The 16,824-nt window shown below is 65.0% G+C and carries 14 protein-coding genes; 8 read left to right on the top strand and 6 right to left on the bottom strand.

Features of this window, described 5'->3' with window-relative positions; translation table 11 throughout:
- The first annotated feature begins 118 nt into the window (after nt 1–118).
- The 4 genes from ACZBJS_RS36770 (at nt 119) to ACZBJS_RS36755 (ending at nt 4,897) form a co-directional block, all read left to right on the top strand.
- Nucleotides 119–1,171, top strand: coding sequence for an Ldh family oxidoreductase (locus tag ACZBJS_RS36770; protein ID WP_316398430.1), 1,053 nt, complete (start codon nt 119–121; stop codon nt 1,169–1,171).
- A gap of 24 nt (nt 1,172–1,195) precedes the next feature.
- Entirely contained in the window at nt 1,196–2,560 is a 1,365-nt protein-coding gene (locus ACZBJS_RS36765; protein ID WP_463439943.1) for an LLM class flavin-dependent oxidoreductase, read from the top strand.
- 12 nt (nt 2,561–2,572) lie between these two features.
- Nucleotides 2,573–3,358 carry a fumarylacetoacetate hydrolase family protein gene (locus ACZBJS_RS36760; RefSeq protein ID WP_316398428.1) on the top strand — a complete coding sequence of 262 codons (786 nt, stop codon included), beginning with the start codon at nt 2,573–2,575 and terminating at the stop codon, nt 3,356–3,358.
- Between the two features lie 483 nt (nt 3,359–3,841).
- Nucleotides 3,842–4,897, top strand: a complete 1,056-nt coding sequence (locus ACZBJS_RS36755) for a serine hydrolase domain-containing protein (protein WP_316398427.1) — start codon at nt 3,842–3,844, stop codon at nt 4,895–4,897.
- Between the two features lie 54 nt (nt 4,898–4,951).
- On the opposite strand, the gene ACZBJS_RS36750 is transcribed toward ACZBJS_RS36755, so the two are convergent.
- Complete coding sequence (locus ACZBJS_RS36750; RefSeq protein WP_316398426.1) at nt 4,952–5,872, bottom strand: LysR family transcriptional regulator; 921 nt, start codon at nt 5,870–5,872, stop codon at nt 4,952–4,954.
- A 192-nt stretch (nt 5,873–6,064) separates the two neighbouring features.
- On the opposite strand from ACZBJS_RS36750, the gene ACZBJS_RS36745 reads away from it, so the two are divergent.
- Both ACZBJS_RS36745 and ACZBJS_RS36740 read left to right on the top strand, forming a co-directional pair.
- Nucleotides 6,065–6,418, top strand: a complete 354-nt coding sequence (locus ACZBJS_RS36745; RefSeq protein WP_233285997.1) for a hypothetical protein — start codon at nt 6,065–6,067, stop codon at nt 6,416–6,418.
- 57 nt (nt 6,419–6,475) lie between these two features.
- The gene (locus ACZBJS_RS36740; protein WP_229190885.1) at nt 6,476–6,976 is read left to right on the top strand and encodes a hypothetical protein; all 501 of its coding nucleotides are present in this window, start codon (nt 6,476–6,478) and stop codon (nt 6,974–6,976) included.
- A gap of 298 nt (nt 6,977–7,274) precedes the next feature.
- On the opposite strand, the gene ACZBJS_RS36735 is transcribed toward ACZBJS_RS36740, so the two are convergent.
- Nucleotides 7,275–7,730 carry an Lrp/AsnC family transcriptional regulator gene (locus ACZBJS_RS36735; RefSeq protein WP_057015467.1) on the bottom strand — a complete coding sequence of 152 codons (456 nt, stop codon included), beginning with the start codon at nt 7,728–7,730 and terminating at the stop codon, nt 7,275–7,277.
- 157 nt (nt 7,731–7,887) lie between these two features.
- Between ACZBJS_RS36735 and ACZBJS_RS36730 the strand changes: the two genes are divergently transcribed.
- Nucleotides 7,888–11,364 (top strand): indolepyruvate ferredoxin oxidoreductase family protein, encoded by a 3,477-nt coding sequence (locus ACZBJS_RS36730; RefSeq protein ID WP_316398425.1) that lies wholly within the window; start codon nt 7,888–7,890, stop codon nt 11,362–11,364.
- Here ACZBJS_RS36730 and mctP read toward each other — a convergent pair.
- From mctP to ACZBJS_RS36710, 4 genes are all read right to left on the bottom strand, one after another.
- Complete coding sequence (gene mctP, locus ACZBJS_RS36725) at nt 11,335–12,825, bottom strand: monocarboxylate uptake permease MctP (protein ID WP_316398424.1); 1,491 nt, start codon at nt 12,823–12,825, stop codon at nt 11,335–11,337. The genes ACZBJS_RS36730 and mctP overlap by 30 nt on opposite strands.
- 10 nt (nt 12,826–12,835) lie before the next feature.
- Complete coding sequence (locus tag ACZBJS_RS36720) at nt 12,836–13,021, bottom strand: DUF3311 domain-containing protein (RefSeq protein ID WP_057015470.1); 186 nt, start codon at nt 13,019–13,021, stop codon at nt 12,836–12,838.
- Between the two features lie 145 nt (nt 13,022–13,166).
- Nucleotides 13,167–14,138 carry a tripartite tricarboxylate transporter substrate binding protein gene (locus ACZBJS_RS36715; RefSeq protein ID WP_463439942.1) on the bottom strand — a complete coding sequence of 324 codons (972 nt, stop codon included), beginning with the start codon at nt 14,136–14,138 and terminating at the stop codon, nt 13,167–13,169.
- A gap of 187 nt (nt 14,139–14,325) precedes the next feature.
- Entirely contained in the window at nt 14,326–15,237 is a 912-nt protein-coding gene (locus ACZBJS_RS36710; protein WP_057015472.1) for a LysR family transcriptional regulator, read from the bottom strand.
- 143 nt (nt 15,238–15,380) lie between these two features.
- Between ACZBJS_RS36710 and ACZBJS_RS36705 the strand changes: the two genes are divergently transcribed.
- Entirely contained in the window at nt 15,381–16,529 is a 1,149-nt protein-coding gene (locus tag ACZBJS_RS36705) for an HlyD family secretion protein (RefSeq protein ID WP_463439941.1), read from the top strand.
- The last annotated feature ends 295 nt before the right edge of the window (nt 16,530–16,824 follow it).

Raw genomic sequence — 16,824 nt, 5'->3', positions numbered from 1 at the left:
GCGGTATGGCCGCCCGGATTTTTCTGCCCTTGCTCGCCCCTCGGCGCTTTGAGAGCATGACGTCGACAACAGCAAGCACGACCCGCGCATCACGCGGGCAGACCGTGAGGAAATCCCCATGCCGATCGTCCAGGCCGACCGTCTCACGCGCATCGGCGCGGCACTCCTCAAGGGTGCCGGCGCATCGGAGGAGGAAGCCAGCGCAGTCGCCTCCGGCTGCGTCAACGCCAACCTCGCCGGCCACGACTCCCACGGCGTGATCGCAATCCCGACCTATATCGACCGCATCAAGGCCGGCCACATCGTGCCCGGCGCGAAATGGACCATCGTGCAGGAGACACCGACCACGATTGTGATCGACGGTCATTGGGGCTTCGGCTTCCACGTCAACGCCAAGGCGATGGAGATGACCATCAACAAGGCGAAGACCGCCAATGTCGCGGCCTGCACGGTGTTCCGCCAAAGCCACGTCGGACGGCTCGCGCATTACCCGATGATGGCGATGCGCGAAGGCATGATCGGGATTGCGGCCGCCGATTCCGGCCGCTCGCCGAAACACGTGGCGCCGTTCGGCGGCCGCGAGGCCCGGCTCGGCACCAACCCGCTCTCGATCGCGGTGCCCTCCGACCTCGAGGCGCCATTCTATCTCGATATGGCGACCTCGGCAGTCGCCGCCGGCAAGATCCAGCTCGCGGTGGCGCGTGGCGAGAGCATCCCGAAGGGTTGGATCATCGATGCTGAGGGGCGCGACACCACTGACCCGAAAGACTACCGCAAGGGCGGCGCGCTGCTGCCGCTCGGCGGCAGCGAAGGCTACAAGGGCTCGGGCCTTGCCGCGATGGTCGAGGTGCTGTGCGGCCTCCTGACCGGGCTCGGCTTCGGCGTCGAGCCGACCGGCCGACACAACGACGGCTGCTTCATGGCGGTGTTCAACGTCGCCGCATTCCGTCCGCTCAAGGACTTCAGGAAGGAAGTCGCCGACTTCGCCCGCTATTTGAAATCGACGCCGCCCTCGGAAGGGAGCCGCGGCGTGTTCTATCCCGGCGAGATCGAATATCTGCGCGAGCAGCAGCGGCGCAAGGACGGCATCGAGATCGAGGATGCGACCTGGGACAAGCTCAAGGCGCTCGCCGCCGATTACAAGCTCACCGATGAGCTCGACCTTCGCTGATAGTTGCGGACACAGGAGAACGACATGACACGGCAAATGGCGCTGGTTGGCTTTTTGCAGGCGCAGAACTGCACCAACCTGCCGAGCTCCTGGCGCCACCCGGAATCGCGCGACGATTCGATGTCGGCGGACTACTATCAGGAGATCGCGCGTATCCTGGAGCGCGGCAAGTTCCACATGGCGTTCTTCGACGATCGCCTGGCAATGCCCGATCGCTACGGCAACGATCACGCCCACACCGTCGAATACGGCATCCGCTGCGTGAAGATGGACCCGATCGTGGTGCTGACCACGATGGGCATGGTCACCACCAGGCTCGGTCTCGCCTCGACCGCCTCCACCACCTATTTCGAGCCGTTCGACGTCGCCCGCCGTTTCGCCACGCTCGACCTGATGACGGGTGGCCGCGCCGCCTGGAACGTGGTGACGTCGGTCAATGACGGCGAAGCGCTCAACATGGGCCGCGAGCAGCATCTCGAGCACGACCATCGCTATGACCGCGCCGACGAGTTCATGGAGGTGGTGCTCGGCCACTGGGACGCCTGGGAAGACGGTTCGCTGCTGATCGACAAGAAGAGCGGCCGCTTCGCCGATCCGACCAAGGTGAAGCGGCTCGACCACAAGGGCACATTCTTCACCTCGCGCGGCCCGTTCACGGTGCCGCGCTCGCCGCAGGGCCATCCCGTCGTGATCCAGGCCGGCGCCTCCGGCCGCGGCCAGCGCTTTGCCGGGCGTTGGGGTGAGGTGATCTTCACCGCGGCGCGCAACCTCGCCAATGCCAGGCAGGGCTATGACGCGATCCGGGGCGAAGCCGCCAAGGCCGGGCGCGATCCCGACCAGATGTTCCTCTGCGATCTGATCACGCCGGTCACCGGCGCGACCAAGGCCGAGGCCGAGGACCGGATGGCGGTGATCCAGAAGCTGCCGCTCGAGATCGACGCGTTGTCGCTGCTCGCCGAAGGCCTCAACTTCGATTTCGGCGCCAAACCGATCGACGAGCCGCTAACCACCGAGGAGTTGCAGGGCATGCAAGGCATGCTCGGCATCCGCGACGGCGTGCTGCGCACCTCCGGCAAGACCAATCCCTCGACCCGCGACTTCATCACCTTCTCCGGCCGCGGCCAGGTGCAGGACGCGATGGTCGGCGGCCCGAAGGAGATCGCCGACCGGCTGGAGGAGATGTTTGTCAATCGCGGCTGCGACGGCTTCGTCGTCGCGGCGAGCTACGTGCCGGGCTCCTATGCCGACTTCGTCAACCACGTGGTGCCCGAACTGCAGAAGCGCGGGCTGTTCCACAAGGATTACGCCGGCACGACGCTGCGCGAGAATCTCGGACTGAAGCGCCCGGCCGCGGGCGCCTGGAAGACCCGCGCGCAGGCCGCGGAATAGAGGGACATCATCATGCGCTGGCTGAAATTCACCGCCGCAGGCAATACATCCTGGGGCCTCGTCGAGGGCGACACCGTCACCACCGTCAACGGCGATCCGTTCGGCGAATGGAGCAAGACGTCGAAGACGCATGCGTTGAAGGACGTCAAGATCGAGCTGCCGCTGATCCCGCGCACCTTCTACTGCGTCGGGCTGAATTATTTGAAGCACCTTAAAGAGGCCGCCGACAAGGCCGGCACCGTGCCGAACGTTCCCGATCGTCCCGAGATCGGCTACCGCGCGCAGAACGCGCTGATCGCCCATGACGAGAACGTCGTGATCCCCGCGAGCGCGACCGAGAAGATCCATTACGAGGGCGAGCTCGTCGTCGTGATCGGCAAGAAAGCCAAGCATCTGACCGAAGCCAACGCGATGGACTGTGTGTTCGGCTACACCATCGGCAACGACGTCTCCGAACGCAGCTGGCAGAAGGCGGATCGCGGGCTGTGGCGTGCCAAGAACGCCGATACCTTCAAGCCGATGGGCCCGTGGATCGAGACCGATGTCGACCTCGACCGCATGGAGACCGCGATCCGCGTCAACGGCAAGGAAACCGGCCGCTTCCACACCAACGAGATGATCTTCGGCATCGTCCCGTTCCTCGTCGAACTGACCAAATATTTCACGCTGTCGCCCGGCGACGTGATCTGGATGGGCACCGACGGCGCCTCGCCGGACCTGAAGGACGGCGACGTGGTCGAGATCGACATCACCGGCATCGGCACGCTGCGGAACAGGTTCGTGAGGGAGAAGGTGTGAGGCGGGTTGCACCACTTTAGAGCCGTCATCCTGAGGTGCTCGCGAAGCGAGCCTCGAAGGATGCACGGCCGCCGCTCCATCCTTGCGTCGAGAGCCGGGCCGTCGTGCTTCGAGGCTCGCTGCGCTCGCACCTCAGCATGACGGTGATGGACCGGGTCGCTTCTCTCTCCATTTGTCGTCCCGGCTTTCGCCGGCACGACGGCGAGTTTGTGGCGCCGCTGGTGGATCACACACTCGCATTCTCGCGACGGCATTTGCCCGACGGGCCATCGTGACGTGATCACACAGCCGTTCGCATCGTGACAACACAGGGCAAAGCGCAATAAGGTCCGCGCGCACTCATCAGACAAGTCAGCCATGCCACTTTCACGTCGAACGTTGCTTCAGGGCTCCCTGCTATCGGCCGCAGGGATCGTTTGCGGGCCGTCGACCGCCCTTGCCGAGCAGCCCGCGGAGCTTCCGACGTCGGAGCAACGCAAGCAGATGGCTGACCTGGCCGCCGACTTCATGAAGGACTACGATGTACCGGGTCTTTCGATCGCGATCGCAATCAAGGGAAAGCCGGCTTATGTCGAGGCGTTCGGGGTTGCGGATCGGGAGACCGGCGAAGCATTGACCCCGCAACACCGCTTCCGGATCGCGAGCATATCGAAGCCTGTGACCTCGACCGGGATCTTCACCCTGATCGAGGCCGGCAAATTGCGGCTCGGCGACTATGTGTTCGGCGCAAGCTCCATTCTCGGCAAGGACTATCCGACGACACCCACGCTGCCAAGCTTGATGCCAGTCGGCTCGTCTCGCTCCCATGTCGAGCAGATCACGGTCGAGCATCTCTTGACCCATACCACCGGGACCTGGGGAAACCAGTCTCGCGATCCGATGTTCATGAACCAGAACCTGAAGCATCGCGAACTGATCGGCTGGACGCTGGAGCATATGCCGCTCACCAGTCCGCCAGGCGAAGCCTATGCCTATTCGAACTTCGGCTACTGCATCCTCGGCCGCGTGATCGAAAAGCTGAGCGGCCAGAGCTACGAGCAATACATCAAGGACGCCGTCCTGAAGCGATGCGGCATCACCGACATGCAGATTGCCGGCAATACGCTGAGCGAGCGCGCAAGCAACGAAGTGAAATACTACAGCCAGACCGGCGATCCGTACCGGATGAACGTCGCCCGGATGGATTCGCACGGCGGCTGGATTGCGACGCCGGGCGATTTGACGACGCTGTTCGTCCATATCGACGGCTTCAAGGACACTGAGCAGCTGCTGACCGACGACAGCCTCCGCGTCATGAGCACCCCCAGCGCCATCAACCCCCGCTACGCCAAGGGCCTGTTCGTCACCGCGAACAATAATTGGTGGCACAGCGGCCTCCTGGACGGAACGACGACGATCTCGGTGCGAACCAGCGGCGATTTCTGCTGGTCGGCGTTCACCAATACCAGGTCGCGGGAAGGCATGACCCGCGCCCTCGACCTGCTGGTCTGGCACATGGTCAAGACGGTGCCTGACTGGCATCCTCAGAAGCGCGCCTAGACCCTCCCGTCATTCCGAGATGACGTGAACGAGCAATGCAAATCCGGGCTCTCCTCACCGCGCGGCCCGCGGCCTGCTCTTCACGTGATCGATGAAGGCGCGCAGCTTCGGCATGATCTGGCGATGGCCGGGATAGTAGAGGAACACGCCCGGCGTCGGCGGCGCGAATGGCTCCAGCACGCGGACGAGCTTCTTCTCCTTGACGGCGCCTGATATCAGCGGTGCGGGGACTTGCGCGAGGCCCACGCCTTCGATGGCGGCGCCGACCAGCGTCGGAAAATCATGGCCGATGAAGGATCCCGACACGGCAAGCTCGATCGAACGGCCATTGTCGTTCAGCGACCACGGCGCGAGCCCTCCGTTCGACCGCCGGAGCCGCAGGCACGCGTGCGCGCGCAGATCGTCCGGACGCTTGGGGCGGCCGCGGCGCGCGAGATAGTCCGGGCTGCCGACGATGGCGAACGGGAACGGCTTGGTCAGGCGCACCGCGACCATGTCCGGATTGATGAACTGGCCCATCCGGATGCCCGCATCGAAGCCGCCGGCGGCGAGGTCGACCAATTCCTCGCTGGCGGCGAGCTCGACCTCGATCTCGGGATAGGCCTTGCAGAACGACGCGATCAGCGGCTCCAGCAGGATCGGCACCACCGAGCGCGGCACGGTGAGACGCAACAGCCCGGCGGGCTTCTGCCCGAGCTCCCGCGCCGCCCCGCTCGCCGCGACCAACTCCTCGAATGCCGGTCTTGCGCGCGCCAGAAACCGTTCGCCGGCATCGGTCAGTCCGACGCTGCGGGTGGTGCGGATGAACAGCACCGCGCCGAGGCGCGCCTCGAGGGCGCGCACCGCCTGGCTGATCGCCGATGGCGTGACGCCGAGCTCGGCCGCCGCACGGCGAAAACTGCGGTGCTGGGCGACGGCAAGGAATGCCTCGACGCCGTCGAGCGCGCCCTGCCGGACTGTGAAGTTCTGCTTCATGGCCCGTGAACATTATCGCGAATAGTCGCTCGCGGAAAGCTGCCCTACATCGGAGCCACAAGCAGCGGCAACGCGACGCGCGCTGCTCCATGCAACATCACGACACCCGTCGTGAGCGGAGACCTGCGACCGATGCGAACAATCCGTCACACAATCCTGGCTCTCACCCTCACTCTGACAGGCACCACTTCCATGACCGCTCCCTCCTTTGCCCAAGCTCAAGCACAAGCCCAAGCCGCCTCCACCATCACCACAGGCGTGATGGTCATCCTCACTGCGAAAGCCGGCGTCACCCGCGATCAGGTGATGGCCGTGATGCCGGACGAAATCCGGCAGACCGCGCAGCTCTATCTCAACGGCAAGATTCGCGAATGGTATTCGCGCTCCGACGGGCGCGGCGTGATCTTGCTGCTCGACGCCAAGGATGCATCCGAGGCGCACGCGATCATGGAAGGCCTGCCGCTGTCCAAGCTCGATCTGATGGATCACGAGTACATCGGGGTCGGCCCGCTGCTGCCGCTCCGCCTGCTCGTCGCCAAGCCCTGAGCGTCAAGGTCCTGAACGCAAGCCAGCCGAACCGATCGACAACAAGGGAATCCGCCGATGCCCCCGGGCTTCAATCTTCCATTCGTCCTCAGCGTCGCCGGCGGGTTTCTGACAAGTGCTGTCGTCGCCGTCACCTACGTCTGGCCGGCGGTCCGCGCGATGCCACGTGATAACGCGCTCCGACTGCTCGCAGCGTTCCATGCGTTCAGGTTCCTGGGCATGAACTTCATGGTGGCCGGGTTCGTGTCGCCGCAGTTGAGCACGGATTTCGCAAGCGAGGTCGGATGGGGCGATCTCGTCGCCGCCGTTCTCGCGCTGCTTGCGATGGCGGCGCTGTCCTGGCGGTGGGCGATCGCGATTCCGATCGTCTGGGTCTTCAACATCTGGGGCACGCTGGACCTTCTCAACGCCTATTACAACGGCGTGAAGATCGGCGATCCCGGCCTGTTCGGCGCCGGCATCTATATTCCGGCGCTCTATGTGCCGCTGCTGCTGGTCAGCCATGTCATGGTGTTCATGATTCTGTTGAAGACCAAGTCGACAGAACAGGCAGCATGACCCGTATCTTCGTAGGATGGGTAGAGCGTAGCGAAACCCATCAAGTCGAACCCGCGGCACCATGATGGGTTTCGCTTCGCTCTACCCATCCTACCGACTGGTTCGACCGTCATCCCCGCGCAAAGGCTTCGCCTTTGTCGCTGGAGGCGCGAGCCTTGCGGCGCACTTGCGCCGCTGGGCGAGCCTCGAAGGATGCACGGCCGGGCTGGAGGCCGTTCGCCCTTCGAGACGGCCGCTACGCGGCCTCCTCAGGGTGACGGGACAAAATTGAGCGCGCGGCCCCATCATCGTCGTCACCTCAAAACGGCAACGCCACGCCGGTCTTGATCTCCTTCAGGATCACGTTGGTACGGACGTGGCGGATGCCTGGGATGCGGAACATGAACTCGTCGAGGAATTTGTTGTAGGCGTCCATGTCGCGCACCACGACGCGCAGGTGATAATCGGCGTCGCCGGTGGTCGCGAAGCATTCCAGCACCTCGCGGCGCTTCATCACCCGCGCGACGAACTCGTCGACGAATTTGACGTCGTGGCGCTCGAGCGAAACGTGCAGGATCGCCGAGGTCGCAAAGCCGGCGCGCTCGCGCGCGACCAGCGCCGAATAGCCCGAGATGACACCGGACTCTTCCAGCGCACGAACCCGGCGCCAGCACGCCGAGGTCGACATCCCGACGGTTTCCGCAAGCTGCTGGTTGGTGGCGCGGCCGTCCTTCTGCAGTTCGGCGAGGATTTTCTCGTCCTGCTCTTCGACCATTGCGAGGCCCTCGATTTGGTAGATCCTACCGAACTACATCGTTCTCAGCAATATCCTGCCGATTTTTCCGCGACAAATGAATGGATAGGTAAGACCTACCACGCCCACAGGCATAGCCTTGTCGGATCAGACATCGCGAATCCCGGAGAGGTCAGTCATGGGCCAGATGCCGTTGCTCGACGCCTATCAGCTGTCCGAGCGCTACAGCCGCGACCGCGGCCGCGTCTTCCTCACCGGCACGCAAGCGATCGTCCGCATCGTGCTCGACCAGGCGCGGCGCGACCGCGCTGCCGGCCTCAACACCGCGGGCTTCATCTCCGGCTATCGCGGCTCGCCGCTCGGCGGCGTCGATCTCGAACTGTGGAAGATCGGCGAGCAGCTCAAGGACAGCCGCATCGAATTCCTGCCCGCGGTGAATGAGGACCTCGCGGCGACCGCCGTACTCGGCTCGCAGCAGGTCGAGACGCAAAGAGATCGCGAGGTCGATGGCGTGTTCGCCCTTTGGTACGGCAAGGGCCCCGGCGTCGACCGTTCCGGCGATGCGCTGAAGCACGGCAATGCCTATGGCTCCTCGCCGCGTGGCGGCGTGCTCGTCGTCGCCGGCGACGACCATGGCTGCGTGTCGTCCTCGATGCCTCATCAGTCCGACGTCGCCTTCATGAGCTGGTTCATGCCGACGCTGCATCCGGCCGATATCGGCGAATATCTCGCATTCGGCGAGTATGGGCACGCGCTGAGCCGGTTCTCCGGCATGTGGGTCGGCTTCAAGGCGATCTCGGAGATCGTGGAGTCCGGCGCCTCGGTCGAGCTGCGGCCGCCGCGCCGTTTCGTGCAACCGGATTTCGTGCCGCCGCCCGGCGGCCTGCATTATCGCTGGCCGGATCTGCCGGGCCCGCAGATCGAGGAACGGCTGGAGGCGAAGAAGCACGCGGTCTACGCCTTCGCGAAAGCCAATCCGATCGATCGCCACATCTACGACATCAAGGATGCGAGCTACGGCATCGTCACCACGGGCAAGGCGCATCTCGATCTGATGGAGGCGCTGCGGCTGGTCGGGCTGGATGAAGCCGCGTGCCGCCGCTTCGGCATCGACATCTACAAGGTCGGCATGGTGTGGCCGCTGGCGCTGCACGATGCGATGGAGTTCGTGAAAGGCAAGCGCGAGATCCTCGTGGTCGAGGAGAAGCGCGGCATCATCGAGAGCCAGTTCAAGGAGTATTTCTACGACTATCCCGGCGCCAAGCCGGACCGGATGGTCGGCAAACATGACGAGAGCGGCGCGCGGCTGATCTCCTGGACCGGCGAATTGTCGCCGCGCATGCTCGCCGACGTGCTGGCGCGCCGGCTCGACCCGATGTTTCCGGAATTGCAACTCGCTCGCCGCGTTGCCGCGCTGGTGCCCGAACAGGACCGCATGATCGCGGTGCCGGGCGCGACCCGTACGCCGTATTTCTGCTCGGGCTGCCCGCATAACACCTCGACGAAAGTGCCCGAGGGCTCCAAGGCGCTGGCCGGCATCGGCTGCCATTTCATGGCAAGCTGGATGGACCGCGAGACCTCGTCGCTGATCCAGATGGGCGGCGAAGGCGTCAACTGGGCGGCGTCATCGAAATTCACCGGCAACAGCCACGTCTTCCAGAATCTCGGCGAAGGCACCTACTATCACTCCGGCTCGATGGCGATCCGGCAGGCGATCTCTGCGAAAGCAAACATCACCTACAAGATCCTGTTCAATGACGCGGTGGCGATGACCGGCGGCCAGCCGGTCGACGGCCCGGTCAGCGTGCAGGCGATCGCGCACTCTGTCCGCGCCGAGGGCGTCGCGCGGATCGCGCTGGTGTCGGACGATCCCGCGCATTTCTCGCCGGCGGATCTGCCCGCCGGCGTCACCATCCATCCGCGCGAGGCGATGGATGCCGTGCAGCGCGAGCTGCGCGCAATTCCCGGCGTCACCGTGCTGATCTATCAGCAGACCTGCGCCACCGAGAAGCGGCGGCGGCGCAAGCGCGGCACGATCGAGGATCCCGCGCGCTTCGCCTACATCAACGACCTCGTCTGCGAGGGCTGCGGCGACTGCTCGGTGGAATCCAACTGCCTCAGCGTCGAGCCGAAGGAAACGCCGTTCGGCCGCAGGCGCCGGATCAACCTCTCAACCTGCAACAAGGACTTTTCCTGTCTCAACGGCTTCTGCCCGAGCTTCGTCACCATCGAGGGCGGCAAGCGGCGGGCGAAGAGCGCGAGCGCGATCGATCCGCTGGCGCGCGCAGCCGCGCTGCCGGTACCGGAGCTTGCGGGACTGGAGCGGCCCTATGATCTCCTTGTCACCGGCGTCGGCGGCACCGGCGTCATTACAGTCGGCGCATTGATCGCGATGGCCGCGCATCTCGAGGGCCGCGGCGTCTCGGTGCTCGACTTCACCGGTTTTGCGCAGAAGTTCGGCCCCGTGCTGAGCTACCTGCGGCTGGCGGTTACGCCCGACGCGCTGCATCAGGTGCGGATCGACCAGGGCGCGGCTGACGCGCTGATCGGTTGCGACCTCGTGGTGAGCTCGTCGGCAAAAGCATCCGGCACCTATCGCAAGGGAATGCGCGCCGCGGTCAATATCGCCGAGATGCCGACCGGCGACGTGGTGCGCTTTCGCGACGCCGACCTCGCCTCGCCGGTTCGCTTGCGCGCGATCGAGCGAGTGATCGGGTCGGGCAACCTCACCATGATCGACGCCAACGCGCTGGCCGAGCGGCTGCTCGGCGACAGCGTCTTTGCCAACATCATGATGCTCGGCTTCGCCTGGCAGCAGGGCCTGGTGCCGGTCTCGCTGGAGGCGCTGACGCGCGCGATCGAATTGAACGGCGTCGCCATCGAGCGCAACAGGCAGGCGCTGGCCTGGGGCCGGATCGCCTTCGCCGATCCGGAGTTCTTGCCGAAGGCCGACGGTGCTGCGGCCGATGTCCCGGAGACGCTGGAGCAGGTGATCGCGAGGCGCGCCGATTTCCTCAGGGCGTATCAGGACGAGGCCTATGCCGCGCGCTATCGGGCGACAATCGACCGCGTGCGTCGCGCCGAAGTGGCGCTCGGCAGCGAGACCTTGACCGACGCCGTGGCCCGGTCGCTGTTCAAGCTGATGGCCTACAAGGACGAATATGAGGTGGCGCGGCTGCATATGCAGTCGGGCTTCCTCGACGAACTCAGTCAGGAGTTCGACGGCGACTTCACGGTGCAATATCACCTTGCGCCACCGTTCCTCCCGGCGCAGCGCGATGCACGGGGACGGCCGAGGAAGCGCGCGTTCGGACAATGGATCCAGACGCCGCTGCGGTTGCTCGCGGGCCTGAAAGGGCTGCGTGGCACGGCGTTCGACGTGTTCGGCTACACCGCGGAGCGCCGCACCGAGCGCGAGCTGATCACCTGGTATGAGGCGCTGATCGAGACCATGCTCGGCAAGCTCGACAAGGCACGGCTGCCCGATCTCGTCGCGCTGGCAAAGGCGCCGATGGAGATCCGCGGTTATGGGCCGGTGAAGGATGCCGCGATCGAAAAGACCAGGGCGGAGGTTGCGCGGCTCACCGCGCGACTTGCCTCCGCCCCGTCAGACCAAGGCGACGGCTCAGGCCGCCGCGCGGCGCTTGGCGGGTGATATCAGGCCGACCACGACAGTCGCGAGCACCGCCACGACGATGTTGAGCAGCAACGCGCCGAGGCCGACATAGAAGCTGTAGCTGGCATCGCCGAGCGAGATGCTGGCGAGCGGCTTCAGCCCGTTGCTCCACGCCGTATACGTGCCCCAGCCGATGCCGACCGCCCAGCCGAGCAGCAGCCCTTCGGCGCGGAACCAGACGGTGAACAGCCCGAACACCAGCGCCGGCAGCGTCTGCACGATCCAGAGGCCGCCAAGCAGTTGCAGGTCGAGCGCATATTGCGTCGGCAGGAACAAGATGAAGGCGAGCGCACCGACCTTGACCACCAGCGATGTGATCTTCGCCACCGACGCCTCACCGGCGTGCGAGATGTCCGGGTTGACGTAGGACTTCCAGACATTGCGGGTGAACAGGTTGGCGGCGCCGATGCTCATCACCGCCGCCGGCACCAGCGCGCCGATCGCGATCGCCGAGAACGCAAAGCCCGCGAACCATTCCGGGAACAGCGTCTTGAACAGCATCGGCACCACGTCGTTCGGCGAAGTCACCTTGATGCCGGCGGCATAGGCCATGTAGCCGAGCAGCGCGATCAGGCCGAGCAAGAGCGTATAGGCCGGCAGCAGGATCGCGTTCTTGCGGATGGTATCCGCCGACTTCGAGGCGAAGATGCCGGTCAGCGTGTGCGGATACATGAAGGCCGCCAGCGCCGAGCCCAGCGCCAGCGTCGCATAGGGCAGATACTGCCCGGGCTTCAGCGTCAGCCCGGTGGCGCCGCCCTTGGCCGTGAAGGCGTCGTTGGCGGCCGCGAACACCGCGCCGTAGCCGCCGAGCTTTGCCGGCACCACGACCACGGCGGTCAGCACCACGATGTAGATCATGATGTCCTTGACGAAGGCGATCAGCGCCGGCGCGCGCAGGCCGGAGCTATAGGTATAGAGCGCGAGGATCACGAAGGCGGCGATGATCGGCAGTTCGCCGGATAGCCCCATCGCCTTGATCACGACCTCCATGCCGATCAGCTGCAACGCGATGTAGGGCATGGTCGCGACCAGGCCGGTCAGCGCCACCGCGAGCTCGAGCGCGCGCGAGCCATAGGCGCCGTGGACGACATCGGCGGCGGTGACGTAGCCGTTCGCATGCGCCTTCTTCCACAGCACCGGCATGACAGCGAATACGAAGGGATAGACGATGATGGTGTAGGGCAGCGCGAAGAAGCCGTAGGCGCCGACCGCATAGACCAGCGCTGGCACCGCGATCACGGTGTAGGCGGTGTAGAAATCGCCGCCGACCAGGAACCAGGTGATCCAGGTGCCGAACTGGCGACCGCCGAGGCCCCATTCGTCGAGATGCTCGCTGACCGGGCCGGATTTCCAGCGCGCCGCGAAGAAGCCCATCACGGTGACGAGCGCGAAAAAGAAGATGAAGACGGAGAGCGCCACCCAGGCGATGTGATCGGTCATGGCTGTCCCCTCACCGCGGCTCGTCGGTATCGGGCCGGCGGCTGCGATAGACCAGCCAGATCAAGAGCGAGGAGATCGGCACCCAGGCGAGCTGGTACCAGTAGAAGAAGGGAAAGCCGAACAGCGACGGCTCGACGAAATTATAGAACGGCACCCACAGCAAGCCGATGAACGGCAGCAGCAACAAAATCCACATGGCCTACTCTTTGACGCAAGACACAGCTCAAGGCGGGAGGTTCCGCTGATCATGGCAACGATCCAGGAACCGGTCCGTTGCGTCTAGAATCACGGTTACGGCAATGCGACGCAAAAAGATGTGATCGTCACCTGGTGCATGCCGCCTATTCGGCCTTGATGCCGGCGTCCTTTATCACCTTGCGCCAGCGCGCCTCCTCGCCGGCAAAGTAGCGGTCGAGCTCGGCCGGAGGAGAGGCCACCATCACGAGGCCCTCATTGACGCTGAGCTTCTTGAAGGCCTCCGCCTGCACGGCCTTGGCCGCCGATCTGTTGAGGCGATCGATGATGTCGGGCGGCGTATTCGCCGGCGCGTAGAGGCCGTACCAGGATTCGGCGACATAGCCGGAGGCGCCGGCTTCCGACACCGTCGGCAATTGCGGGAACGCGGCCGAGCGCTCAGCGGACGTCACTCCGATCGCGCGCAGCTGCCCGGCCTCGACCAGCGAGGCGCAGCTTGCCACCGTGGTGAACATCACCTGGATCTGGCCGCCCAAGAGGTCGGTGATGGCGGGCGCCGCGCCCTTGTAGGGAACGGTGGTGAGATTGACCCCGGCCATGTGCTTGAACAGTTCGCCGGCGAGATGCGCCGAGGTGCCGGTGCCATAGGTGCCGTAGGACAGCTTCTGCGGATCGGCCTTCGCGGCTGCGATCAGATCGGCAATCGACTTGATCGGCGAAGCGGGATTGACCATGACGACGTTGAACGAGCGCGCCACCAGCGCCACGGGCGCAAAATCCTTGTGCGCATCATAGGGCAGCTTGCTGTAGAGGCCCGGATTGACCGCGTTGGCGAAGGTCGCCATCAGCAGCATGTAGCCGTCGGGTGGACTCGCCGCGACGCTCTGCGTGCCGATGATGGTGCCGGCGCCCGGCTTGTTCTCGATGATCACGGTGACGCCGAGATCTTTCTGCATTTCCTGCGCCAGCGTCCGCGCCACGACGTCGGTGCCGCCGCCCGGCGCGAACGGCACCACGATCTTGACGATGTGGTCGGGATAGGCGGCGCGCGCCGGCAGTTGCAGCAGCAGGTTTGCTGCGAGCGCGAACAGGAGTGATGCGAGGAGACGAAACGGCATGACGGACCCCGGCAGGTGAGGCGATCTTCATACACGCAACGGCTATGCAACGGCTGCCGGGTGGTCATGACGCGGAAGGAACGTCGCACTATTAGTCCCGTCATCCCCGCGCAAAGGCTTCGCCTTTGCGCGGGGATGACGGTGATAAAGGGCGCACGCGTGCCATCATCGCAAGCGCCCGCGCCGCTCACGAATACGGATTGATCAGCTTCTGCTGCTCGGTGGCGTGATGGACCAGCAGGTCGATGAAGGTGCGGACCTTCGCCGAGAGATGATGGCGATGCGGATAGACAGCATTCATGGTGAGCTCGACCGGCCGGTATTCGGGCAGCAGGCGGACCAGTTGTCCCGACTCCAGCTCGTCGCGAACCAGGAAGCCGGCCGCGAGGAAGACGCCGACGCCGGCCAGCGCCGCGAGCTTCAGGGTTTCGCCGCTGTTGGAGATCAGATTTCCGGAGACGCGCACTGCGGCCGGCGTGCCCTTGCGGTCGGCGAAGCGCCACTCGTCGCCATAGGGATAGTTGGCGTGGCGCATGCAGTTGCGCGCGGAGAGGTCGGCCAGCAGCGTTGGCTTGCCGTGCTGTTCGATATAGCCGTGCGAGCAGCACAGCACGTGGCGCCAGGTCGCGATGGTGCGCACGATCAGGCTGGAGTCCGGCGGCGGCACCATGCGCACGGCGAGATCGTAGTTCTCGTCGATCAGATCGGCATTGCGCTCGCCGATCGTGAGATCAACCTTGACCTCGGGATAGGTGGCGAGGAACTCGGCCACCGCGGGCGACAGGAACTGGACGAGATGGGTGTTGGTAAAGATGCGCAGGGTGCCGCGCGGCACCGATTGCTGGGCGCCCGCGATGTCGTCGGCCTGCTCGATGTCGGCGAGGATCTGGACGCAGCGGTCGTAATAGGCCTGGCCGACCTCGGTGAGGCTGACCTTGCGCGTGGTGCGGTTGAGCAGCCGGGCGCCGAGCCGGTCCTCCAGCGACTGCACGTGGTTGCTCACCATGGTGGTGGACATGTTGAGCTTGCGGCCGGCCGCGGAAAAGCCGCCGGTGTCCACGACCCGGACGAAGGCGGTCAGGCTGGTCAGGCGATCCATGCGGCAAGGTCCGGATTATCAGCGCTGGCTTGATAATGCTTCCAGTTTTATCGGGATTATCACAGCGGGGAGGACATTGCATCTAAGGGGGCGTACTGGGCGCCCTTTCTGGAAGGACGCGAATGTTCGACCCGGAGGATGCCATGTCGACCACTACTTATGTCCCTGAACAAGCAACAAAAATCGGCCTCCGCCCATCGCGGAAAGCGGTCAAGCGGGTGGCGCTCGGGGTCGCCGCGATCATCGGCGTCGCCGTGGCAGCCGACTTTGGCTACGACTACGTCACCACCGGCCGCTACCTCGAAACCACTGACGACGCCTACGTGAAGGCGGACTCCACGATCATCGCCCCGAAGGTCTCGGGCTACATCGCCAAAGTGCTGGTCACCGACAACCAGCCGGTGAAGGCCGGCCAGTTGCTGGCCGAGATCGACGACCGCGATTACCGCACCGCGCTCGGCCAGGCCAAGGCCGATGTCGACGCCGCCACAGCCTCGGTACGCAACCTCGATGCCCAGCTCGAATTGCAGCAGCCGATCATCGACCAAAGCACGGCCGACGTCACCGCCGCCGAGGCCAACCTGAAATTCGCGCAGGAAGAGCAGACCCGCTACGACGGGCTGATGAAGTCCGGCTCCGGCACCATTCAGCGTGCGCAACAGACCGACGCAGCGCTGCGCGCCAACACCGCGCAATTGCAGCACGCGAAGTCGGCGCTGTCGGCGGCGCAGCGCAAGGTCGACGTGTTGACCACGCAGCGCGCCCAGGCCGCAGCGCAGGTGAACCGTGCTCGCGCGGTCGAGCAGCAGGCCGAGCTCAACCTGTCCTATGCCCGGATCACCGCGCCGGTCGACGGCACGGTCGGCGCCCGCACGCTGCGCGTCGGGCAATATGTGCAGGCCGGCACCCAGCTGATGGCGGTGGTGCCGCTGGACGCGGTCTATGTGGTCGCCAATTTCAAGGAGACGCAGCTGACCCATGTGCGCAACGGCCAGCCGGTCGAGCTCACGGTCGACAGTTTTCGCGGCACCACGCTGAAGGGTCATGTCGACAGCCTGTCGCCGGCCAGCGGCCTCGAATTCGCGCTGCTGCCGCCCGACAACGCCACCGGCAATTTCACCAAGATCGTACAGCGCGTGCCGGTGAAGATCGTGCTCGACGATCACAGCCTAACCGGCCTCTTGCGCCCCGGCATGTCGGCGATCCCGACCGTCAACACCAAGGCGACGGTGCTGGCCGAGCGCGAGGAGAAGCGACGGCTGGCATCGGCGACGCGGCAGCACGGCGGATAGGACCAAACGCTTCTTCGGCTGGCTCCGCGCGATCGATCACCCATCCGTGGTCGATCGCGTTTTGCTGTCTACGCCCTCTTCGCCTCTCCCGCTTGCGGGTGGGGGCTCTCTCCGCGAGTCATCTTGTGGAGAGAGCCCCCACCCACCCTCCCCGCAAGCGGGAGCTTGAGAGGCGTGCTCACCTCACTAGTGGCTCGTCACAGTGATTTTGACGGTTTGATACCGAGCCAGCTTAGGATCGGCAAGTTCTCTGGCGGCACGAGGATTTCGATGCTTCTGGGGATATCGGCTCGAC

This window comes from Bradyrhizobium sp. KZN70725 (assembly GCF_055264925.1).
The sequence above is the reverse complement of the archived record's forward strand: the minus strand, read 5'-3'. Positions and strand labels throughout refer to the sequence as shown.